Below are 15,287 nucleotides of genomic sequence, written 5' to 3' on the forward strand. Positions count from 1 at the left end.
AGTGTCGGAGGCCGCGTCTAAGCTTGTCTGGTGACTGTTCCCGGGATTCTGCGCGCCTTGGAAGAGGCCACCCTGTACCGCGACGCCCTCACCTGGGCGCAGACGGACGCCGATCTCGGCCTGGTCGACGGCCTCGACGCGCCCGCGATCGCCGGTCTCCTCGACAAGCGCCACAGCGCGGGGCATCCGGCATCCCTCCTCGTCATCGCGCCCACCGGTCGCCGCGCCGAGTCGCTTGCTGCAGCGCTCGGATCATACGTCCCGCATGCTGAGATCCTCAGCTTCCCCGCCTGGGAGACCCTGCCGCACGAGCGGCTGAGCCCCAGCCCCGACACGGTCGGACGGCGTCTGGACACCCTGCGCCGCATCACGACGTGGTCGGGCGAGCGCCCGCTCATCGTCGTCGCCTCAGTGCGCGCCGCCCTGCAGCCGATCGCCGGCAATCTCGGTGACACCGCACCCCTCGCCCTCGCGCTCGGCGCGCGCGGGCTGGAGCTCGACGATGCCATCGAGCAGCTCGTCGAGCGCGCCTACACCCGCGTCGACATGGTGTCCCGGCGCGGCGAGTTCGCCGTGCGCGGCGGCATCCTCGATGTCTTCCCGCCGACGAGCGAGCATCCGTACCGGGTGGAGTTCTTCGGCGACGAGATCGACCAGGTCCGCGCGTTCTCGGTCGCCGACCAGCGCTCGCTGCCGGGTGACGTCGATCTCGTCGAACTGCCCGCGACGCGCGAACTGCTGCTCACGACCGAGGTGCGCGACAAGGCCCGATCGCTCGTCGGCGGCTTCCCCGCGATCGCCGGGATGCTCGAGAAGATGGCCGAAGGAATCCCCGTCGAGGGCATGGAGTCGCTCCTGCCCGCCGTCGCGGGCCCTCTCACCTCGCTCGCCGAGTACTTCGCGCCCGGAACGGCCGTCGCCCTCGTCGACCCCGAGCGGGCGAGTGCCCGCGCGCAGAGCCTGGGTGAGACGAACCGGGAGTTCCTGGATGCCGCGTGGAGCGCGGCGACCTCCGGCGCATCCGCCCCGATCGACCTGGGCGCCGGTGACTTCCTCAGCGTCGCGCGACTGCGCGAGATCGTCCGCGAGCGTGACGGCGTCTGGTGGCGGTTCAGCCCGTTCGCGACCGACGATGCGGATGCCGAGAACATCGACGCGTCGATCATCCCCTCCTTCCACGGCAACGTCGACGGCGCGATCGCCTTCGTCGAAGCCCGCCTGACGGACGGCTGGCGGGTCGTGGTCGTGGCATCCGGCACCGGTCTCGTCGATCGCGCGCGGGACGTGCTCTCCGACCGGGGACTCGCCGCGCGGGCCGTCGAGACTCTGACGGATGCACCGGATGCCGGCGTCGCGACCCTCGTGATCGGGTCTCTCGAGTCCGGGTTCCAGGTACCAGAGGCGAAGCTCGCCGTCCTCACCGACAACGAGTTCTACGGGCGCACTATCGGCGGCGACCAGCGCGTCGTCAAGAAGCTCGCCTCGCGTCGGCGCAACGTCGTCGACCCGCTGCAGCTCAAGAACGGCGACTACGTCGTGCACGCCACGCACGGCATCGCGAAGTTCGTCGAGATGACCCAGCGCGAGGTGTCCACCGGCGGCAGAAACGCGACCAAGACCACCCGTGACTACCTCGTCCTCGAGTACGCGCCGTCCAAGCGTGGCTACCCGGGCGACAAGCTCTACGTGCCCACCGACCAGCTCGACCTGCTCTCGAAGTACGTCGGCGGCGAGGCTCCGACCTTGTCGAAGATGGGCGGCAGCGACTGGTCGGCGGCCAAGGGCAAGGCGCGCAAGGCGGTGCGCGACATCGCGGTCGAGCTCGTGAAGCTGTATTCGGCGCGCATGGCTGCGAAGGGGTACGCGTTCTCGGCCGACACTCCGTGGCAGCGCGAGCTCGAAGAGGCCTTCCCGTTCGCCGAGACGCAGGACCAGCTGCAGACGATCGACGAGATCAAGGCCGACATGGAGCGCGAGATCCCCATGGACCGGCTGCTGTCGGGGGATGTCGGGTTCGGCAAGACCGAGGTCGCGGTGCGAGCGGCGTTCAAGGCCATCCAGGACGGCAAGCAGGTCGCGATGCTGGTGCCGACGACACTCCTGGTGAAGCAGCATCTCGAGACGTTCACCGAGCGCTTCGCCGGGTTCCCCGTGAAGGTTCGGCCGCTGTCGCGCTTCCAGACCGACAAGGAGGCGCGCCTCACCCTCGAAGGTCTGCTGGACGGCTCGGTCGACATGGTCATCGGCACGCACCGGGTGCTCACCGATCAGGTGATGTTCAAGGACCTGGGCCTGCTCATCATCGATGAGGAGCAGCGGTTCGGCGTCGAGCACAAGGACCGCCTGAAGAAGCTGAAGACGAACGTCGACATCCTCGCCATGAGCGCGACCCCGATCCCGCGGACGCTCGAGATGGCGGTCACCGGCATCCGCGAGATGTCGACTCTCGCGACGCCGCCCGAGGACCGGCATCCGATCCTCTCGTTCGTCGGCGCGCGCAGCGACAAGCAGATCGCCGCGGCGATCCGCCGCGAGATCCTCCGCGAGGGACAGGTGTTCTTCGTGCACAACCGGGTGCAGTCGATCCAGCGCGTCGCCGCCGAGCTCGCCGAGCTCGTGCCCGAGGCGCGGATCGCCGTGGCGCACGGAAAGATGGGCGAGCATCAGCTCGAGCAGGTCGTCGACGACTTCTGGGAGCGCAAGTACGACGTGCTCGTGTCGACGACCATCATCGAGACGGGCCTCGACATCTCCAACGCCAACACGATCATCATCGACAAGGCCGACAAGTACGGCCTCTCGCAGCTGCACCAGCTCCGGGGACGCGTGGGCCGCGGGCGCGAGCGGGCGTACGCCTACTTCCTCTACGACGACTCCAAGCCGCTGTCCGAGACGGCCGCCGACCGGCTGCAGACCATCGCGATCAACAACGACCTCGGCTCGGGCATGCAGGTGGCGCTGAAGGACCTCGAACTGCGCGGTGCGGGCAACATGCTCGGGGCCGAGCAGGCCGGGCACATCGCGGGGGTCGGCTTCGACCTGTATCTGCGGATGATCGGCGAAGCCGTGGCGAACTTCCGCGGGGAGGACACGCAGGGCGACGTGGAGCTGCGGATGGAGATCCCGGTGGATGCCCGCATCCCCGAGACGTACATCGACAGCGAGCGACTGCGCCTCGAGGCGTACCAGAAGCTGTCGGCGGCCGCCGCGCCGAGTGCGAAGGACGACGCGATCGACCTCGTGATCGAAGAGCTCACCGACCGCTACGGCACACCTCCCGAGGAGGTCGAGGGACTCATCGCCGTCGCGCGCGTGCGCCGTCGGGCGGCATCGGCGGGCCTCACCGATGTCGTCGTCATGGGGTCGAACCTGCGGGTCGCGCCCGCGCGCCTCGAGGACTCGATGAAGGTGCGGCTGCAGCGGCTGTATCCGAAGGCGAAGATCGTCGCAGGCGGTGAGGCGCTGCTCGTGCCCGTTCCGGAGGACGTCACGATCCTGGAGTGGGTCAGCGCCCTGCTGACGGCGATGTTCCCGGAGTCGGTCGCGGCCGCGGCATCCTGACCGCGCCTTCCCTCGGTCGGCACCCGGCCTTCGGCATCCCGGGCACAACTTCGGATCCGGCGCGCGGCGCGCCGGTGCTGGGCCGGATGCCGCGGCGTGTCGCCGGCGCCGTCCGAAGTTGTGCACGCACGTGGCGTCGTCGGACTAGTCTGGCGGCATGTTGTACGAGCACCTCGGGGCTCGGCCCCGCATCGATGACACCGCCGTCGTCGCGCCGACCGCTGTGATCTCCGGCGACGTGGAGATCGGCCCGAACTGCCAGGTGCTGCACGGCGCCGTGATCACCGCGGAGGGCGGGCCGATCACGCTCGGCGAGCACGTCATCGTCATGGAGAATGCGCTCATCCGCGCCACCGCCGCCAACGCCGTGCACATCGGCGATCACACGCTCATCGGCACCCTCGCGAGCATCGCCGGCGCCACCGTCGGGGAAGAGGTGTTCTTCGCGTCGGGCGCGCGCGTCTTCAACGGGTCGATCGTCGGGGCACGCTGCGAGATCCGCGTCAACGCGATCGTGACCCGCAGGGCCGTTCTTCCCGAAGGCACCGTCGTGCCGATCGGGTGGGTGGCCGCGGGCGACCCGGTGCAGCTGTTCTCACCCGATCAGGCGGATGCGATCGCGGCAGCGCAGCCCGACCTCGACTTCCCCGGGCACGTGTTCGGCGTCGACCGGGACACCCCAGACCTCATGGTGCAGCTCACCGAGCGCTACGGCTCGTCGCTCGCCCGCCACGCCGACGACCAGGCGGTGTGAACGGTGGCAACGTGCACGGATGTCAGCATTGAACACGGATGTCAGTTGAAACAGAGCGTTTTCGACTGACAACCGTGGAATCAACTGACATCCGTACCGGCGGGTGAAGGATTTCCCTCAGATGACGCCCTGGGCGAGCATCGCGGCGGCCACGCGCTGGAAGGCTGCGATGTTGGCGCCGGCGACGTAGTCGCCTCCGACGTCGTAGCGCTCGGCCGCATCGAACGCGGCACGGTGGATGTCGCGCATGATCTCGCGCAGCTTGTTCTCGCTGTCGCCGAACGTCCACTTCTGGCGCGAAGCGTTCTGGCTCATCTCGAGCGCAGAGGTCGCGACACCGCCGGCGTTCGCGGCCTTGCCCGGCGCGAACAGGACGCCTGCGCGCTGGAAGGCCGCGACGGCATCCGGAACGCACGGCATGTTCGCGCCCTCCGAGACGGCGAGCACGCCGTTCCCGATGAGCGATTCGGCATCCGCGAGGCTGACCTCGTTCTGCGTGGCAGATGGCACGGCGATGTCGACGGGGACGTCCCAGACGCTGCCGCCCTCGACGAACCGTGCGCCGGCGCGACGATTCGCGTACTCGACGATGCGTCCGCGCTCGACCTCCTTGATCTGACGCAGCAGATCCAGATCGATGCCGGCGTCGTCGACGACGTAGCCGGACGAATCGGATGCCGTGACCGCGGTCGCACCGAGCTGTGCGGCCTTCTGAATGGCGTAGATCGCGACGTTGCCCGAGCCCGAGATGCCGACGCGCTTGCCCTCGAAGGAGTCGCCCTTCACCGCGAGCATCTCCTGCGCGAAGAAGACCGCGCCGTAGCCGGTCGCCTCTGTGCGCACCTCGGCGCCGCCCCAGCCGGTGCCCTTGCCGGTGAACATGCCCGACTCGTGACGGTTGGTGATCTTGCGGTACGAGCCGAACAGATAGCCGATCTCGCGGCCGCCGACACCGATGTCTCCGGCGGGGACGTCGGTGTGCTCACCGAGGTGGCGGTACAACTCGCTCATGAACGACTGGCAGAAGCGCATGACCTCGGCGTCGCTGCGGCCGTGCGGGTCGAAGTCCGAGCCGCCCTTCGCGCCGCCGATGCCCTGGCCGGTGAGCGCGTTCTTGAAGATCTGCTCGAAGCCGAGGAACTTGATGATCGACAGGTTCACCGATGGGTGGAACCGCAGGCCGCCCTTGTACGGGCCGAGCACCGACGAGAACTGGATGCGGTAGCCGCGGTTCACCTGGAGCCTGCCGGCGTCATCGACCCACGGCACGCGGAACATGATCTGCCGCTCCGGCTCGACGACCCGATCCAGGATGCCGGCCTCGACGTACTCCGGATGCCTCTCGAGCACGGGAGAGATCGTGCCGAGGACCTCGTGCACGGCCTGCTGGAACTCGGGCTCGTGCGGGCTGCGGGCGAGCACGGTGTCGAAAACGGGCTGGACGGACTCGGCGAGCGGGTGGAAGTCGGTGAGAGTGGCGGTCACGCGGGGACGGCTTTCTGGTTCTGTGGCTGAGGGGGCGATCGTGTCGCGTGAATCGGGGGCGCCGGATCGGGCGCGAGATTTCACCTTACCCCGCAGATTTCGGTGCGGTGTTCCGGGTGACGCTCACCCGGTGTTCTGCAGGCCGGCGGCGACACCGCTGACCGAGAGGAGCAGCAGTCGGCGCTGTTCGTCGTCGGCGCCGGATCCTTCCGGAGCGGATGCGGCGGAGCGCAGCTCGCGCAGGGCGCGCAGCTGCAGCAGCGACAGGGCGTCGACGTACGGGCTGCGCAGTGCCACCGCCCGCTGGAGGACGGGCTTGTTCTCCAGCAGCACGCTTCCGCCGGTGAGACGGATGACCCATTCGCGCGTCAGCGCGAGCTCGTCGAGCACGAGCTGGGCGAGGTCGTCGCGGTCGCCGAGGGCGAGATAGCGCCGCGCGATCCGCTCATCGGTCTTCGCGAGGCTCATCGCGACGTTGTCGACCATCGTGCGCAGCAGCGGCCAATCACGGTACGCCTCGACGAGGCGCGCCTCGTCTCCGACGGCTTCGAGCGCGGTGCCGAGCCCGAACCAGCCGGCGAGGTTGATGCGAGCCTGCGTCCAGGCGAACACCCACGGGATCGCCCGAAGATCCTCGAGCGACTCGACGGACAGGCCGCGGCGAGCGGGCCGCGAGCCCAGCGCCAGCAGCCCGATCTCCTCCATCGGCGTCACGGTGGCGAACCACGGCGCGAAGCCGTCGGCCTTCACAAGGTCGAAGAAACGCGAACGGGATGCGGCATCCATCACCTGCGCGACGTCCGCGAAGCGGGCGGCGGCGCTGCTGGTGCGCTCCTCGATCGTCGGCGACGACGCAAGCAGCGTGGCGGCGGCGACCTGGTCGATGTGCCGCATGGCGATGGCCGGCTCGCCGTAGCGGGCGAAGATCACCTCGCCCTGCTCGGTGAGCTTGAACCGGCCGTCGACGGAGTGCGGGGGCTGGGCGAGGATGGCCGAGTTCGCAGGGCCCCCGCCGCGGCCGAGCGCGCCGCCGCGGCCATGGAACAGGGTCAGCGCGATACCGGCATCCTGCGCCCACTGCGCGATCTTCTCCTGCGCCTCGTAGAGCGCGAGGTTCGCGGCGACGGGGCCGACGTCCTTGGACGAGTCCGAGTACCCGAGCATGACCTCGAGGCGGTTCTCGGTCGCGGCCATCCGTGCGCGGAACTCCGGGAACTCCACCACCTCGGCGAGGATGCCGGGGGCCGCCTGCAGGTCGGCGAACGTCTCGAACAGCGGCACGACGTCGAGCACGGGGCCGTCGTCGCCGAGCGCGTGCCGGGCGAGGCGGTGCACGTTCGCGAGATCCTCGGCGGACTGCGTGAACGAGACGACGTACCGCCCGGCCGCACGCAGACCGTAGCGCTGCTGGATGCCGGCGATCGCGCGGAACACCTCGAGCACCTCGAGGGTCTGCTCGCTGAGCTCGCCGCCGGCATCGAGCTCGGCCAGTGCCGCGCGGTGCACCTGCGAGTGCTGGCGCACCTCGAGCTCGGTGAGGTGGAAGCCGTAGGTCTCGACCTGCCAGATCAGATGCTGGACGCCGCCGAACGCGTGCCGCTTGGCGCCGGACTCCGCGAGCGACGCCTGCACCGCGCGCAGGTCTGCCAGCAGGTCCTCCGGTGCGGCGTACGCGTTCGGCGTGCCGAGGCGGGTCGCGGCGACGCGGCGGGCGAACGACAGGACGGCGCGCCGGTGCGGCTCCTCGGGCGACCGTGCGGCGATGTCGGCCGCGACGTCCGGCTGCGCTGCGGCGAAGGCATCCCACAGGGCCGTGACACGGGCGTTCGGCGGGGTGCCCTCGGCATCGAGCGTCAGGCCCCGGCCGATCCGGTCGAGCGCGCGCTCGAGACCGCGCAGCACGTGGTCGGCGGCGATGTCGGCCGCCTCCCGCGTGACGGATGCCGTGACGAACGGATTGCCGTCGCGGTCGCCGCCCACCCACGAGCCGACGCGGACGAACGCGGGGACGACGGGAGCACTCGCGCCCGACTCCTCGCCGCGCAACGCGTCGTCGATGCGGCGGTAGACGTGCGGGACGGTCGTGAACAGGGTCTCGTCGAACACCGACATGACCGTGCGCACCTCGTCGGTGGGCGACGGCTTCTGCGCGCGCAGGGGAGCGGTGCGCCAGAGCGTGTCGACCTCCTCCAGCATCCGGCGCCGGGCGCGACGCTGTTCCGCGCCGCCGTCGCTGGCCGCATCGTGGTCGGTGAGGAGCTCCGAGAGCCGGCGGATGCTCGTCGACACGGCCCGCCGGCGTGCTTCGGTCGGGTGAGCGGTGAACACCGGGTGGAACCGGAGTCCGGACAGGCGCCGCTGCGCCTCGTCGTCGCCGACCTCGCCGCGCAGCTGCGCGTACGCGGCGGCGAGGGTGTCGGGGATCCTGGCGCCGGCGGACTCGTCTGACGGCGCCGGCTGCCCCGCCCGCTCGCGGAGCACACGAACGCGCTGATGCTCCTCGGCGAGGTTCACGAGGTGGAAGTAGCACGTGAACGCCCGCGCCACCTCATCGGCGCGCTCGACGCTGAACGACTCGGCGATCTCGGTCGCGCGATCGAACGCGCCGGTTCCGGGGACGAGGGCGGTCTCCTCCTCGTACGCCTGGATGGTCGCCAGTCGCAGCCGCTCGACGTCCTCGAAGAGACCGGGGCTGCCGCACTCCTGCAGCACCTGCCCCAGCAGGGCGCCGAGCATGCGCACGTCCGCACGCATCTCGTCGGGGATCCCGCGCTCGGCTTCGAATCGCCCGATGACGCGGATGGCCTCAGTGTGAGTGGGTTCGGGGGTCACTCTTCGAGATTAGCCGCGGGCCGTGGGTCCACCTGACCACGTGACGCCGTGCCACGGGGCGGGAATAGCATGGAGCCGATGTCTGATTCCCGGAACCTCCTCCGCTCCCAGCAGTTCCCCGCCGTGCTCCTGCTGGCGGCCGCCGCGCTCGGCCTGCTTCTGGCGAATCTGCCCACGCATGCCCCGATCGCCGCGATGCTGGAGTCGCACATCGCCATCCCCGGCACGGGCATCGACCTCTCCGTCGCGCACTGGATCTCGGACGGCCTGCTGGCGATCTTCTTCTTCGTCGTGGCGATGGAGCTGCAGTACGAACTGACCCGCGGCGAGCTCAACTCCTTCCGCAAGGCGCTGCAGCCGGCGATCGCCGCGGCCGGCGGCGTGCTCGTGCCGATCATCATCTACCTGCTGATCGCCGGGGGAGAGGCGACCGCATCCGGTTGGCCGATCCCCACGGCGACCGACATCGCCTTCGCACTCGGCGTGCTCGCCGTGTTCGGCAAGGGGCTTCCGGCCGCGGTGCGCGTGTTCCTCCTGGCGCTCGCGATCCTCGACGACATCATCGGCATCGTCTTCATCGCCGTGCTTTTCGCCCACGACCTGAACTGGCTGTACCTGCTGCTGGCGGTCGTCGGGGTGGCCGTCTTCGGCCTCCTCTCGCGGATGCTTCCCGAGCGGAACACCGGCCTCGTCGTGGCCGCGATGATCGTCGTCGGCATCCTCGTCTGGGTGTTCGTGCTGCTCTCGGGCATCCACGCCACGATCGCCGGCGTCATGCTGGGTCTCGCGATCGCTCAATCGCCGTCGATGCGCGCTCGGCACGTGCTCGAACCGTGGGTCAACGGCGGGATCCTCCCGATCTTCGCGTTCGTCGCCGCGTTCGTCGTGATCCCGGCGGTCTCGCCGTCCGAGCTCTCGCCGGCGTTCTTCGGCATCGCCCTCGCGCTCCCTGTCGGCAAGATCATCGGCATCACGGTCTTCGGCTGGATCGCCGTGCGGGTGGGCTCGCACGGACAGCCCCCGGCTCTGACCATCACCGATCTCATCGCCGCAGGCACGCTCGGCGGGATCGGATTCACCGTGTCGCTGCTGCTGGCGAACCTCGCGTTCGCCGATGACGCCGCGACGCGCGACCAGGCGATCCTCGGTGTGCTCGTCGGCTCGCTGATCGCGCTCGTGCTGTCCGGGATCATCGTCTCGTCGAGGGCCGCGTGGCATCGCCGGGTCGCCGCAGCGAGTTCCTGACCGTCCGGATCTCGGAGAGGATGCCATGACCGACGCACTGCGCGCAGCAGCGGAGACCATGAAGGCCGTGCGCGAACGCTGCGTGTGGTCGCAGCAGATCACGCACCGCGATCTCGTCCCGTACCTCATCGAGGAGTCGCACGAGGTCATCGACGCTGTCGAGGACGGGACCCGTGCCGACCTGCGCGAGGAGCTCGGCGACCTGCTGTGGCAGGTGCTGTTCCACGCCGCGATCGCCGCGCAGCACCCCGACGACCCGTTCGACATCGACGATGTGGCGGAGACTCTGACCGAGAAGATGGTCAGGCGGCATCCGCACGTCTTCGCGGGCGCGATCGCGACCACGCCCGAGGAGGTGCTCGTGCACTGGAACGCCGCGAAGGCGGCCGAGAAGCGAGAACGGCGCAGCGTTCTGGACGGCGTGCCCGCCGGGATGCCGGCACTCGCCCGTGCTCAGAAGGTGCTCGGGCGGGCGGCGAGGGTGGGGGCGGGCGACGATGTCGCACTCGCCGCGCACGACGCCGCCGAGATCGGCGCCGCACCGGAGTCGGAAGACGAGCTCGGCGACATGCTGCTCATGCTCGCCGCCGCGGCACGCACGAACGGCTGGGATGCCGAGCGCGCCCTGCGCGAGCGTCTGCGGACGCTGGAGGACGAGGTCCGCGACGCGGAGGCGCGCTGAAGCCCGTCCCGAATCCCAGACGACCCGCACGCGCGTCGGCGTGTCCGGCAGCGACACGCCGCGGACGCAGCACTACGTCTGGGAATCGGCGCCGGCGCGTGCCGCGCGTGACACCTGGGAAGATGGAGACGTGGCTACTGTGAACCCGCCGCGCGGCATGCGCGACATCCTCCCCGCCGACAAGGCCCGCCGCGAGCGCCTGCTCGCCGTGATCCGCGAGCGCTACCTGGCGCATGGCTTCGACGAGATCGAGACGCCCGTCGTCGAGGAGTACGACCGCCTGCATGCCGGGATCGGCGGCGACAACGAGAAGCTCTCATACAACATCCTGCGCCGCGGGCTTGATGCCGAGGCGATCCGCGCCGGTGCCGACGACCCGGCGGCCCTGAGCGACCTGGGCCTGCGCTATGACCTGACCGTCCCGCTCGCCCGGTTCTACGCGAGCAACCGCGGGCAGTTGCCCGCCGTGTTCCGGGCGATCCAGATCGGGCCGGTGTGGCGCGCCGAGCGTCCGCAGAAGGGCCGCTACCGCCAGTTCGTGCAGTGCGACATCGACATCATGGGCGACGATTCCGCGCGCGCCGAGGCCGAGCTGATCGTCGCGTCGCTGGATGCGCTCGCCGCCCTCGGGCTCGAGGGCGCGAGCGTGCGCATCAACGATCGTCGTGTTCTCGATTGGATGCTGGATGCCTTCGGCTTCGCGGCCGACGAGCGCCCCGGCGTGCTCATCACGATCGACAAGCTCGACAAGATCGGTTCGGACGGGATCGTCGCCGAGCTCCGCGAGCGGACCCTTCGACGGGCTCAGGGACCGAATACAGAGGCCGTCGAGGCCTTCGACGCGTATCTGCGCCGCCCGCAGACCATGGAGTACCTCCCATACGGCGAGGCGCAGATCCGCAAAGCCCTGCCCGAGAACGCGCCGGACGAGATCGTCGAGCACCTCGTCGGCATCGGTGAGGCCGTCGCCGCCGGCGCGGGATCGGACGCCGACATCCCGCTCGTCTTCGACCCGTTCCTCGTGCGCGGCATGGGCTACTACACGGGCACGATCTTCGAGCTCGCGCATCCGTCCGTGTCGTACTCGCTGGGCGGCGGCGGCCGCTACGACGGCATGATCGGCAGGTTCCTCGGCCAGCAGATCCCCGCCGTCGGATTCTCGCTCGGGTTCGAGCGCCTCGCCGACCTGCTCGAGCCGCAGTCGGATGCCGGAGCCCAGGCGATCGTGCTCGTGCACGACGCCGACGTGCCGCTGGCGGAGCTCATCGCGCACAAGACCGCGCTGATGGAGCACGGCAGGGTGCGTCTGGAGCGTCGCGTGAAGAACTTCAAGGGCCTGCTGGACCGTTCCGCGGCCGACGGCTACACCGCCTTCGCGACGGTCTCGGCCGGTGCCGCCGTCGGCGCGCTTGAGATCAAGCCGCTCGCCTGAGCACCTCTCATGCGCGTTCAGGGGAAGATTCATCGCTGGGACGCCGACCGCGGCTTCGGCTTCATCCGCCGCCCGGATCAGCGCGACGCATTCGTGCACGTTCGGGACGTGCGCGGTGTCGTCCCCGCCGAGGGCATTCGTGTCGAGTTCTCGGAGATTCAGATTGACGGCAAAGGTCCGCGTGCCATCGACGTCCGTCCGGTTCGCGTTGCGCTGACGGACCCGCATCCCGAGCGGGCACCGAGCCGCCCCGTACACGGTGTCAGCCCCGTACACGGTGTCAGGCGCTCGACGGGTCGCGTCGGAATCATCGTGGCCATCGTCCTGATGGCGGCGTGGATAGCCGCTCTGGTCTGGGGCTGGTCCACCGAGCGCATCCCGATCTGGCTGCTCGGTGCGCTCCTGCTCCTGAACCTCATCACCTATGCCGTCTACGCGAGAGACAAGCGAGCGGCTCGGCGGGGAGCCTGGAGGACGAGCGAGGCCGGCTTGCATCTCCTTGCGGTCCTCGGCGGGTGGCCGGGCGCTTGGCTCGCACAGCAGCGACTGCGTCACAAGACCGTCAAGCAGGCGTTCCGAATCGTCTACTGGTTCACGGTGCTGGTGAACTGCGCCGCGGTGGCGGTCATCCTGTTCGTCGGATGGCCGACGGTGATCCAACTGTTGCGGTGACACGACGATCGCACGGTGAGGACGGCGGGCGTTCATGCCGCGTTCACGCGCGTCCGCTCGAATGGGCGCATGATCAGGGTGCGCATCCTGGCGGCCGTGGCGGCGCTCGGCCTCGCCGCGCTCGGCATTCGCACGCTGCTCAGCCGCCAGGCCGCGATCGCCCGTCGTCGTATCGGCAAGCCACTCGGCGAGGTGTCGCTGGACGCCGATCGGGTGTGGAAGAGGTCGTTGGACGGAGCACCGATCGACCTGCTGCTGCTCGGCGATTCCTTGGCTGCGGGCCTCGGCGCCGAGCGCCGCAAGGAGACCCTCGGCGGGCGGATCGCGAAGGCTGTGGCGAAGCGGATGCTGCGCCCGGTGCGCCTGCGGACCGCGGCAGTGGTCGGATCCGAGTCCACGGCGCTCGCCGGGCAGCTCGACGCGCTCCCGGACGGATACCGCGCCGACATCGCCGTGATCGTCGTCGGCGGCAACGACGTCACGCACATGGTTCCGCCGTGGTCGGCGGCGAACGAGCTCGAACGGGCCATCACACGTCTGCAGGAGCTCGGCACCCCGGTCGTCGTGGGCACCTGCCCCGACCTCGGCACGCTGCAGCCCGTCCCGCAGCCGCTGCGCGCCCTGCTCTCGCGCATGTCGCGGCGGCTCGCGCTCGAGCAGACGAGAGTCGCCTGGCGAACCGGCGCGGTCCCCGTCGATCTCCGGCTCGTCGTCGGCCCGACCTTCCGCGAGCAGCCCGACGAGATGTTCAGCCTCGACCGGTTCCACCCGAGCGCCGCCGGCTACCGTCGCACGGCGGAGGCGCTTCTGCCCGCGGTGGAGATGGCTCTCAGGCAGCCCGTGCGCGCGTGAAACGCAGCCGCAGGATCCGATACGCGACGCCGACGAGGATGACCCCCGTGCCGATCAGCGACGCCAGCAGCGGGAGGGTGTTCACGAGCACGAGGCATCCGAGCACACCGAGCACCTGCAGAGCCCGCGGGTACCGCCGCGCGGCCCCCGACTGCCGGAACGCCGCCGCGTTCGCGATGAGGTAGTAGAGCAGCACGCCGAACGACGAGAATCCGATCGCACCGCGGAGATCGACGACGAGCAGGACGACGATCACGATGATCGCGACGGCGATCTCGGCCCGGTACGGGACCTGCCAGCGCGGGTGCACCGCGGCGAGGAACCGCGGCAGATCGGACGCCCGGGCCATCGCCAGGGTCGTGCGGCCGATGCCGGTCAGGAGGGCCAGGAGCGCGCCGAGGGATGCTGCCGCCGCCGCGATGCGGACGACGGGTTCGAGCCCCGTCAGCCCTGCCGCGTCGACCACGGCGGCGAGCGGCGCGGACTGCGCTGCGGCATCCGCGCCGAGCGTCAGCACGACGACGACGGCGACGAGCACATAGACGACCAGCGCTCCCGAGAGCGCGAGCACGATCGCACGGGGGATGCTCCGGGCAGGTTCCACGACCTCCTCGCCCATCGTCGCGATCCTCGCGTATCCGGCGAAGGCGAAGAACAGCAGCCCGGCGCCCTGCAGCACGCCGTACGCGGTGAGGTCGGCGAGCGGCGCGGGCGAGGCCGACGGCGCCGAGGCGAACCCGACCGCGACGACGACGGCGAGCCCCAGCAGCGAGACGACGACGAGGATGCGGGTGAGCAGTGCCGTGCGCGTGACGCCGAAGCAGTTCACGGTCGCGAGAGCGGCGACGGCTAGGGCTGCGACGAGCGGCTCCCACCCGGCGGGAGCCGCGTACGCGGCGAAGGTCATCGCCATCGCGGCGCAGCTGGCGAGCTTGCCGATCACGAAGCACCACCCGGCGATGTAGCCCCACCATGGCCCGATCTCGGCGCGCGCGTACGCGTAGGTGCCGCCGGCGACCGGATGCACGGCGGCGAGCTGCGCCGACGAGGTGGCGTTGCAGAACGCGACCACGGCGGCGATCGCGAGGGCGATGAAGATCCCGGAGCCGGAAGCCTCGATCGCCGGCCCCCACACCGCGAACACACCGGCCCCGATCATGGAACCGAGCCCCACGGCCACGGCGTCGGTGAGGGTCAGGCGTCTGGCGAGCTGCACCCGCTCATCGTGACACGGGCAGGTGAACGGCCGGTGCTCACGCGCTGCGGGCGGCCGTGACCCGCTTCTTCTCGCGGATGTATACCTCGCGGCGCACCTTGGCGACGACGTCGCCGTCGCGGTCGGTGATCTCGGTCTCGAACCATTCCAGGACCTTCTTGCCACCGGCCGCCTTCTCGCGGATCTCAGCCACCCGCTCGGGGGAGACGTGGAAGTGGGCGGTCAGCACGCCGCGGCCGGGCTTGAGGAGTTCGATCTCGCCGCGGGTGTCCCATACGACGTAGTCGCGCCCGAGCTGGTGCATCACGAGCATGAAGTAGTACGGGTCGGTCATCGCCGACATGGATCCGCCGAAGGCCGTCTTGACGTAGTTGCGGGTGAACAGGTTGACGTGCAGTTCGACCGTCGCGTGCGTCCAGTCCTCGCTGAACCGCCGCACACGGATGCCGCTGAAGAGGTTGGGCGCCCACAAGCTCATGCCGAGGGCGAGTCGCCGAGGAGTGATCTTCATGCCTTCAGTGTGTCGGGGCCGACCGGGAGCGCGAAACGGATGTGA

General features: G+C 70.0%; 11 protein-coding genes and 1 pseudogene. 8 read left to right on the forward strand and 4 right to left on the reverse strand.

All coding sequences use genetic code 11. The features are described 5' to 3' along the window. Nucleotides 1–30 precede the first annotated feature (30 nt). Entirely contained in the window at nucleotides 31–3,561 is a 3,531-nt protein-coding gene (gene mfd, locus AB0269_RS01955) for a transcription-repair coupling factor (RefSeq protein WP_366209497.1), read from the forward strand. A 157-nt stretch (nucleotides 3,562–3,718) separates the two neighbouring features. Next, nucleotides 3,719–4,315, forward strand: a complete 597-nt coding sequence (locus AB0269_RS01960; RefSeq protein WP_175985784.1) for a gamma carbonic anhydrase family protein — start codon at nucleotides 3,719–3,721, stop codon at nucleotides 4,313–4,315. Between the two features lie 117 nt (nucleotides 4,316–4,432). Here the strand turns inward: AB0269_RS01960 and gdhA are convergent, their stop codons facing one another. Both gdhA and AB0269_RS01970 read right to left on the reverse strand, forming a co-directional pair. Further along, the gene (gene gdhA, locus AB0269_RS01965) at nucleotides 4,433–5,800 is read right to left on the reverse strand and encodes an NADP-specific glutamate dehydrogenase (protein ID WP_366209498.1); all 1,368 of its coding nucleotides are present in this window, start codon (nucleotides 5,798–5,800) and stop codon (nucleotides 4,433–4,435) included. A gap of 123 nt (nucleotides 5,801–5,923) precedes the next feature. After that, the gene (locus AB0269_RS01970) at nucleotides 5,924–8,554 is read right to left on the reverse strand and encodes a phosphoenolpyruvate carboxylase (RefSeq protein ID WP_366210479.1); all 2,631 of its coding nucleotides are present in this window, start codon (nucleotides 8,552–8,554) and stop codon (nucleotides 5,924–5,926) included. 156 nt (nucleotides 8,555–8,710) lie between these two features. Between AB0269_RS01970 and nhaA the strand changes: the two genes are divergently transcribed. The 6 genes and pseudogenes from nhaA (at nucleotide 8,711) to AB0269_RS02000 (ending at nucleotide 13,515) form a co-directional block, all read left to right on the forward strand. Then, nucleotides 8,711–9,877 (forward strand): Na+/H+ antiporter NhaA, encoded by a 1,167-nt coding sequence (nhaA, locus tag AB0269_RS01975; RefSeq protein WP_366209499.1) that lies wholly within the window; start codon nucleotides 8,711–8,713, stop codon nucleotides 9,875–9,877. 25 nt (nucleotides 9,878–9,902) lie between these two features. Further along, nucleotides 9,903–10,559 (forward strand): MazG family protein, encoded by a 657-nt coding sequence (locus AB0269_RS01980; protein WP_366209500.1) that lies wholly within the window; start codon nucleotides 9,903–9,905, stop codon nucleotides 10,557–10,559. Nucleotides 10,560–10,716: 157 nt separating this feature from the next. Then, complete coding sequence (locus AB0269_RS01985; protein WP_366210480.1) at nucleotides 10,717–11,991, forward strand: ATP phosphoribosyltransferase regulatory subunit; 1,275 nt, start codon at nucleotides 10,717–10,719, stop codon at nucleotides 11,989–11,991. A gap of 9 nt (nucleotides 11,992–12,000) precedes the next feature. Continuing rightward, nucleotides 12,001–12,180: pseudogene (locus tag AB0269_RS01990) on the forward strand (cold shock domain-containing protein); the annotation flags it as partial. Nucleotides 12,181–12,303: 123 nt separating this feature from the next. Then, on the forward strand, nucleotides 12,304–12,663 hold the full coding sequence (locus tag AB0269_RS01995) for a DUF1294 domain-containing protein (protein ID WP_366210481.1): 360 nt from the start codon (nucleotides 12,304–12,306) through the stop codon (nucleotides 12,661–12,663). A 69-nt stretch (nucleotides 12,664–12,732) separates the two neighbouring features. Further along, nucleotides 12,733–13,515, forward strand: a complete 783-nt coding sequence (locus AB0269_RS02000; RefSeq protein WP_366209501.1) for an SGNH/GDSL hydrolase family protein — start codon at nucleotides 12,733–12,735, stop codon at nucleotides 13,513–13,515. Here the strand turns inward: AB0269_RS02000 and AB0269_RS02005 are convergent. Further along, nucleotides 13,493–14,731 (reverse strand): APC family permease, encoded by a 1,239-nt coding sequence (locus tag AB0269_RS02005; protein ID WP_366209502.1) that lies wholly within the window; start codon nucleotides 14,729–14,731, stop codon nucleotides 13,493–13,495. The genes AB0269_RS02000 and AB0269_RS02005 overlap by 23 nt on opposite strands. Before the next feature lie 37 nt (nucleotides 14,732–14,768). Continuing rightward, nucleotides 14,769–15,242, reverse strand: coding sequence for a DUF4442 domain-containing protein (locus tag AB0269_RS02010; RefSeq protein ID WP_366209503.1), 474 nt, complete (start codon nucleotides 15,240–15,242; stop codon nucleotides 14,769–14,771). Nucleotides 15,243–15,287: the final 45 nt, after the last annotated feature.

This window comes from Microbacterium sp. NPDC077644, assembly GCF_040702785.1.
Classification (GTDB): Bacteria; Actinomycetota; Actinomycetes; order Actinomycetales; family Microbacteriaceae; genus Microbacterium.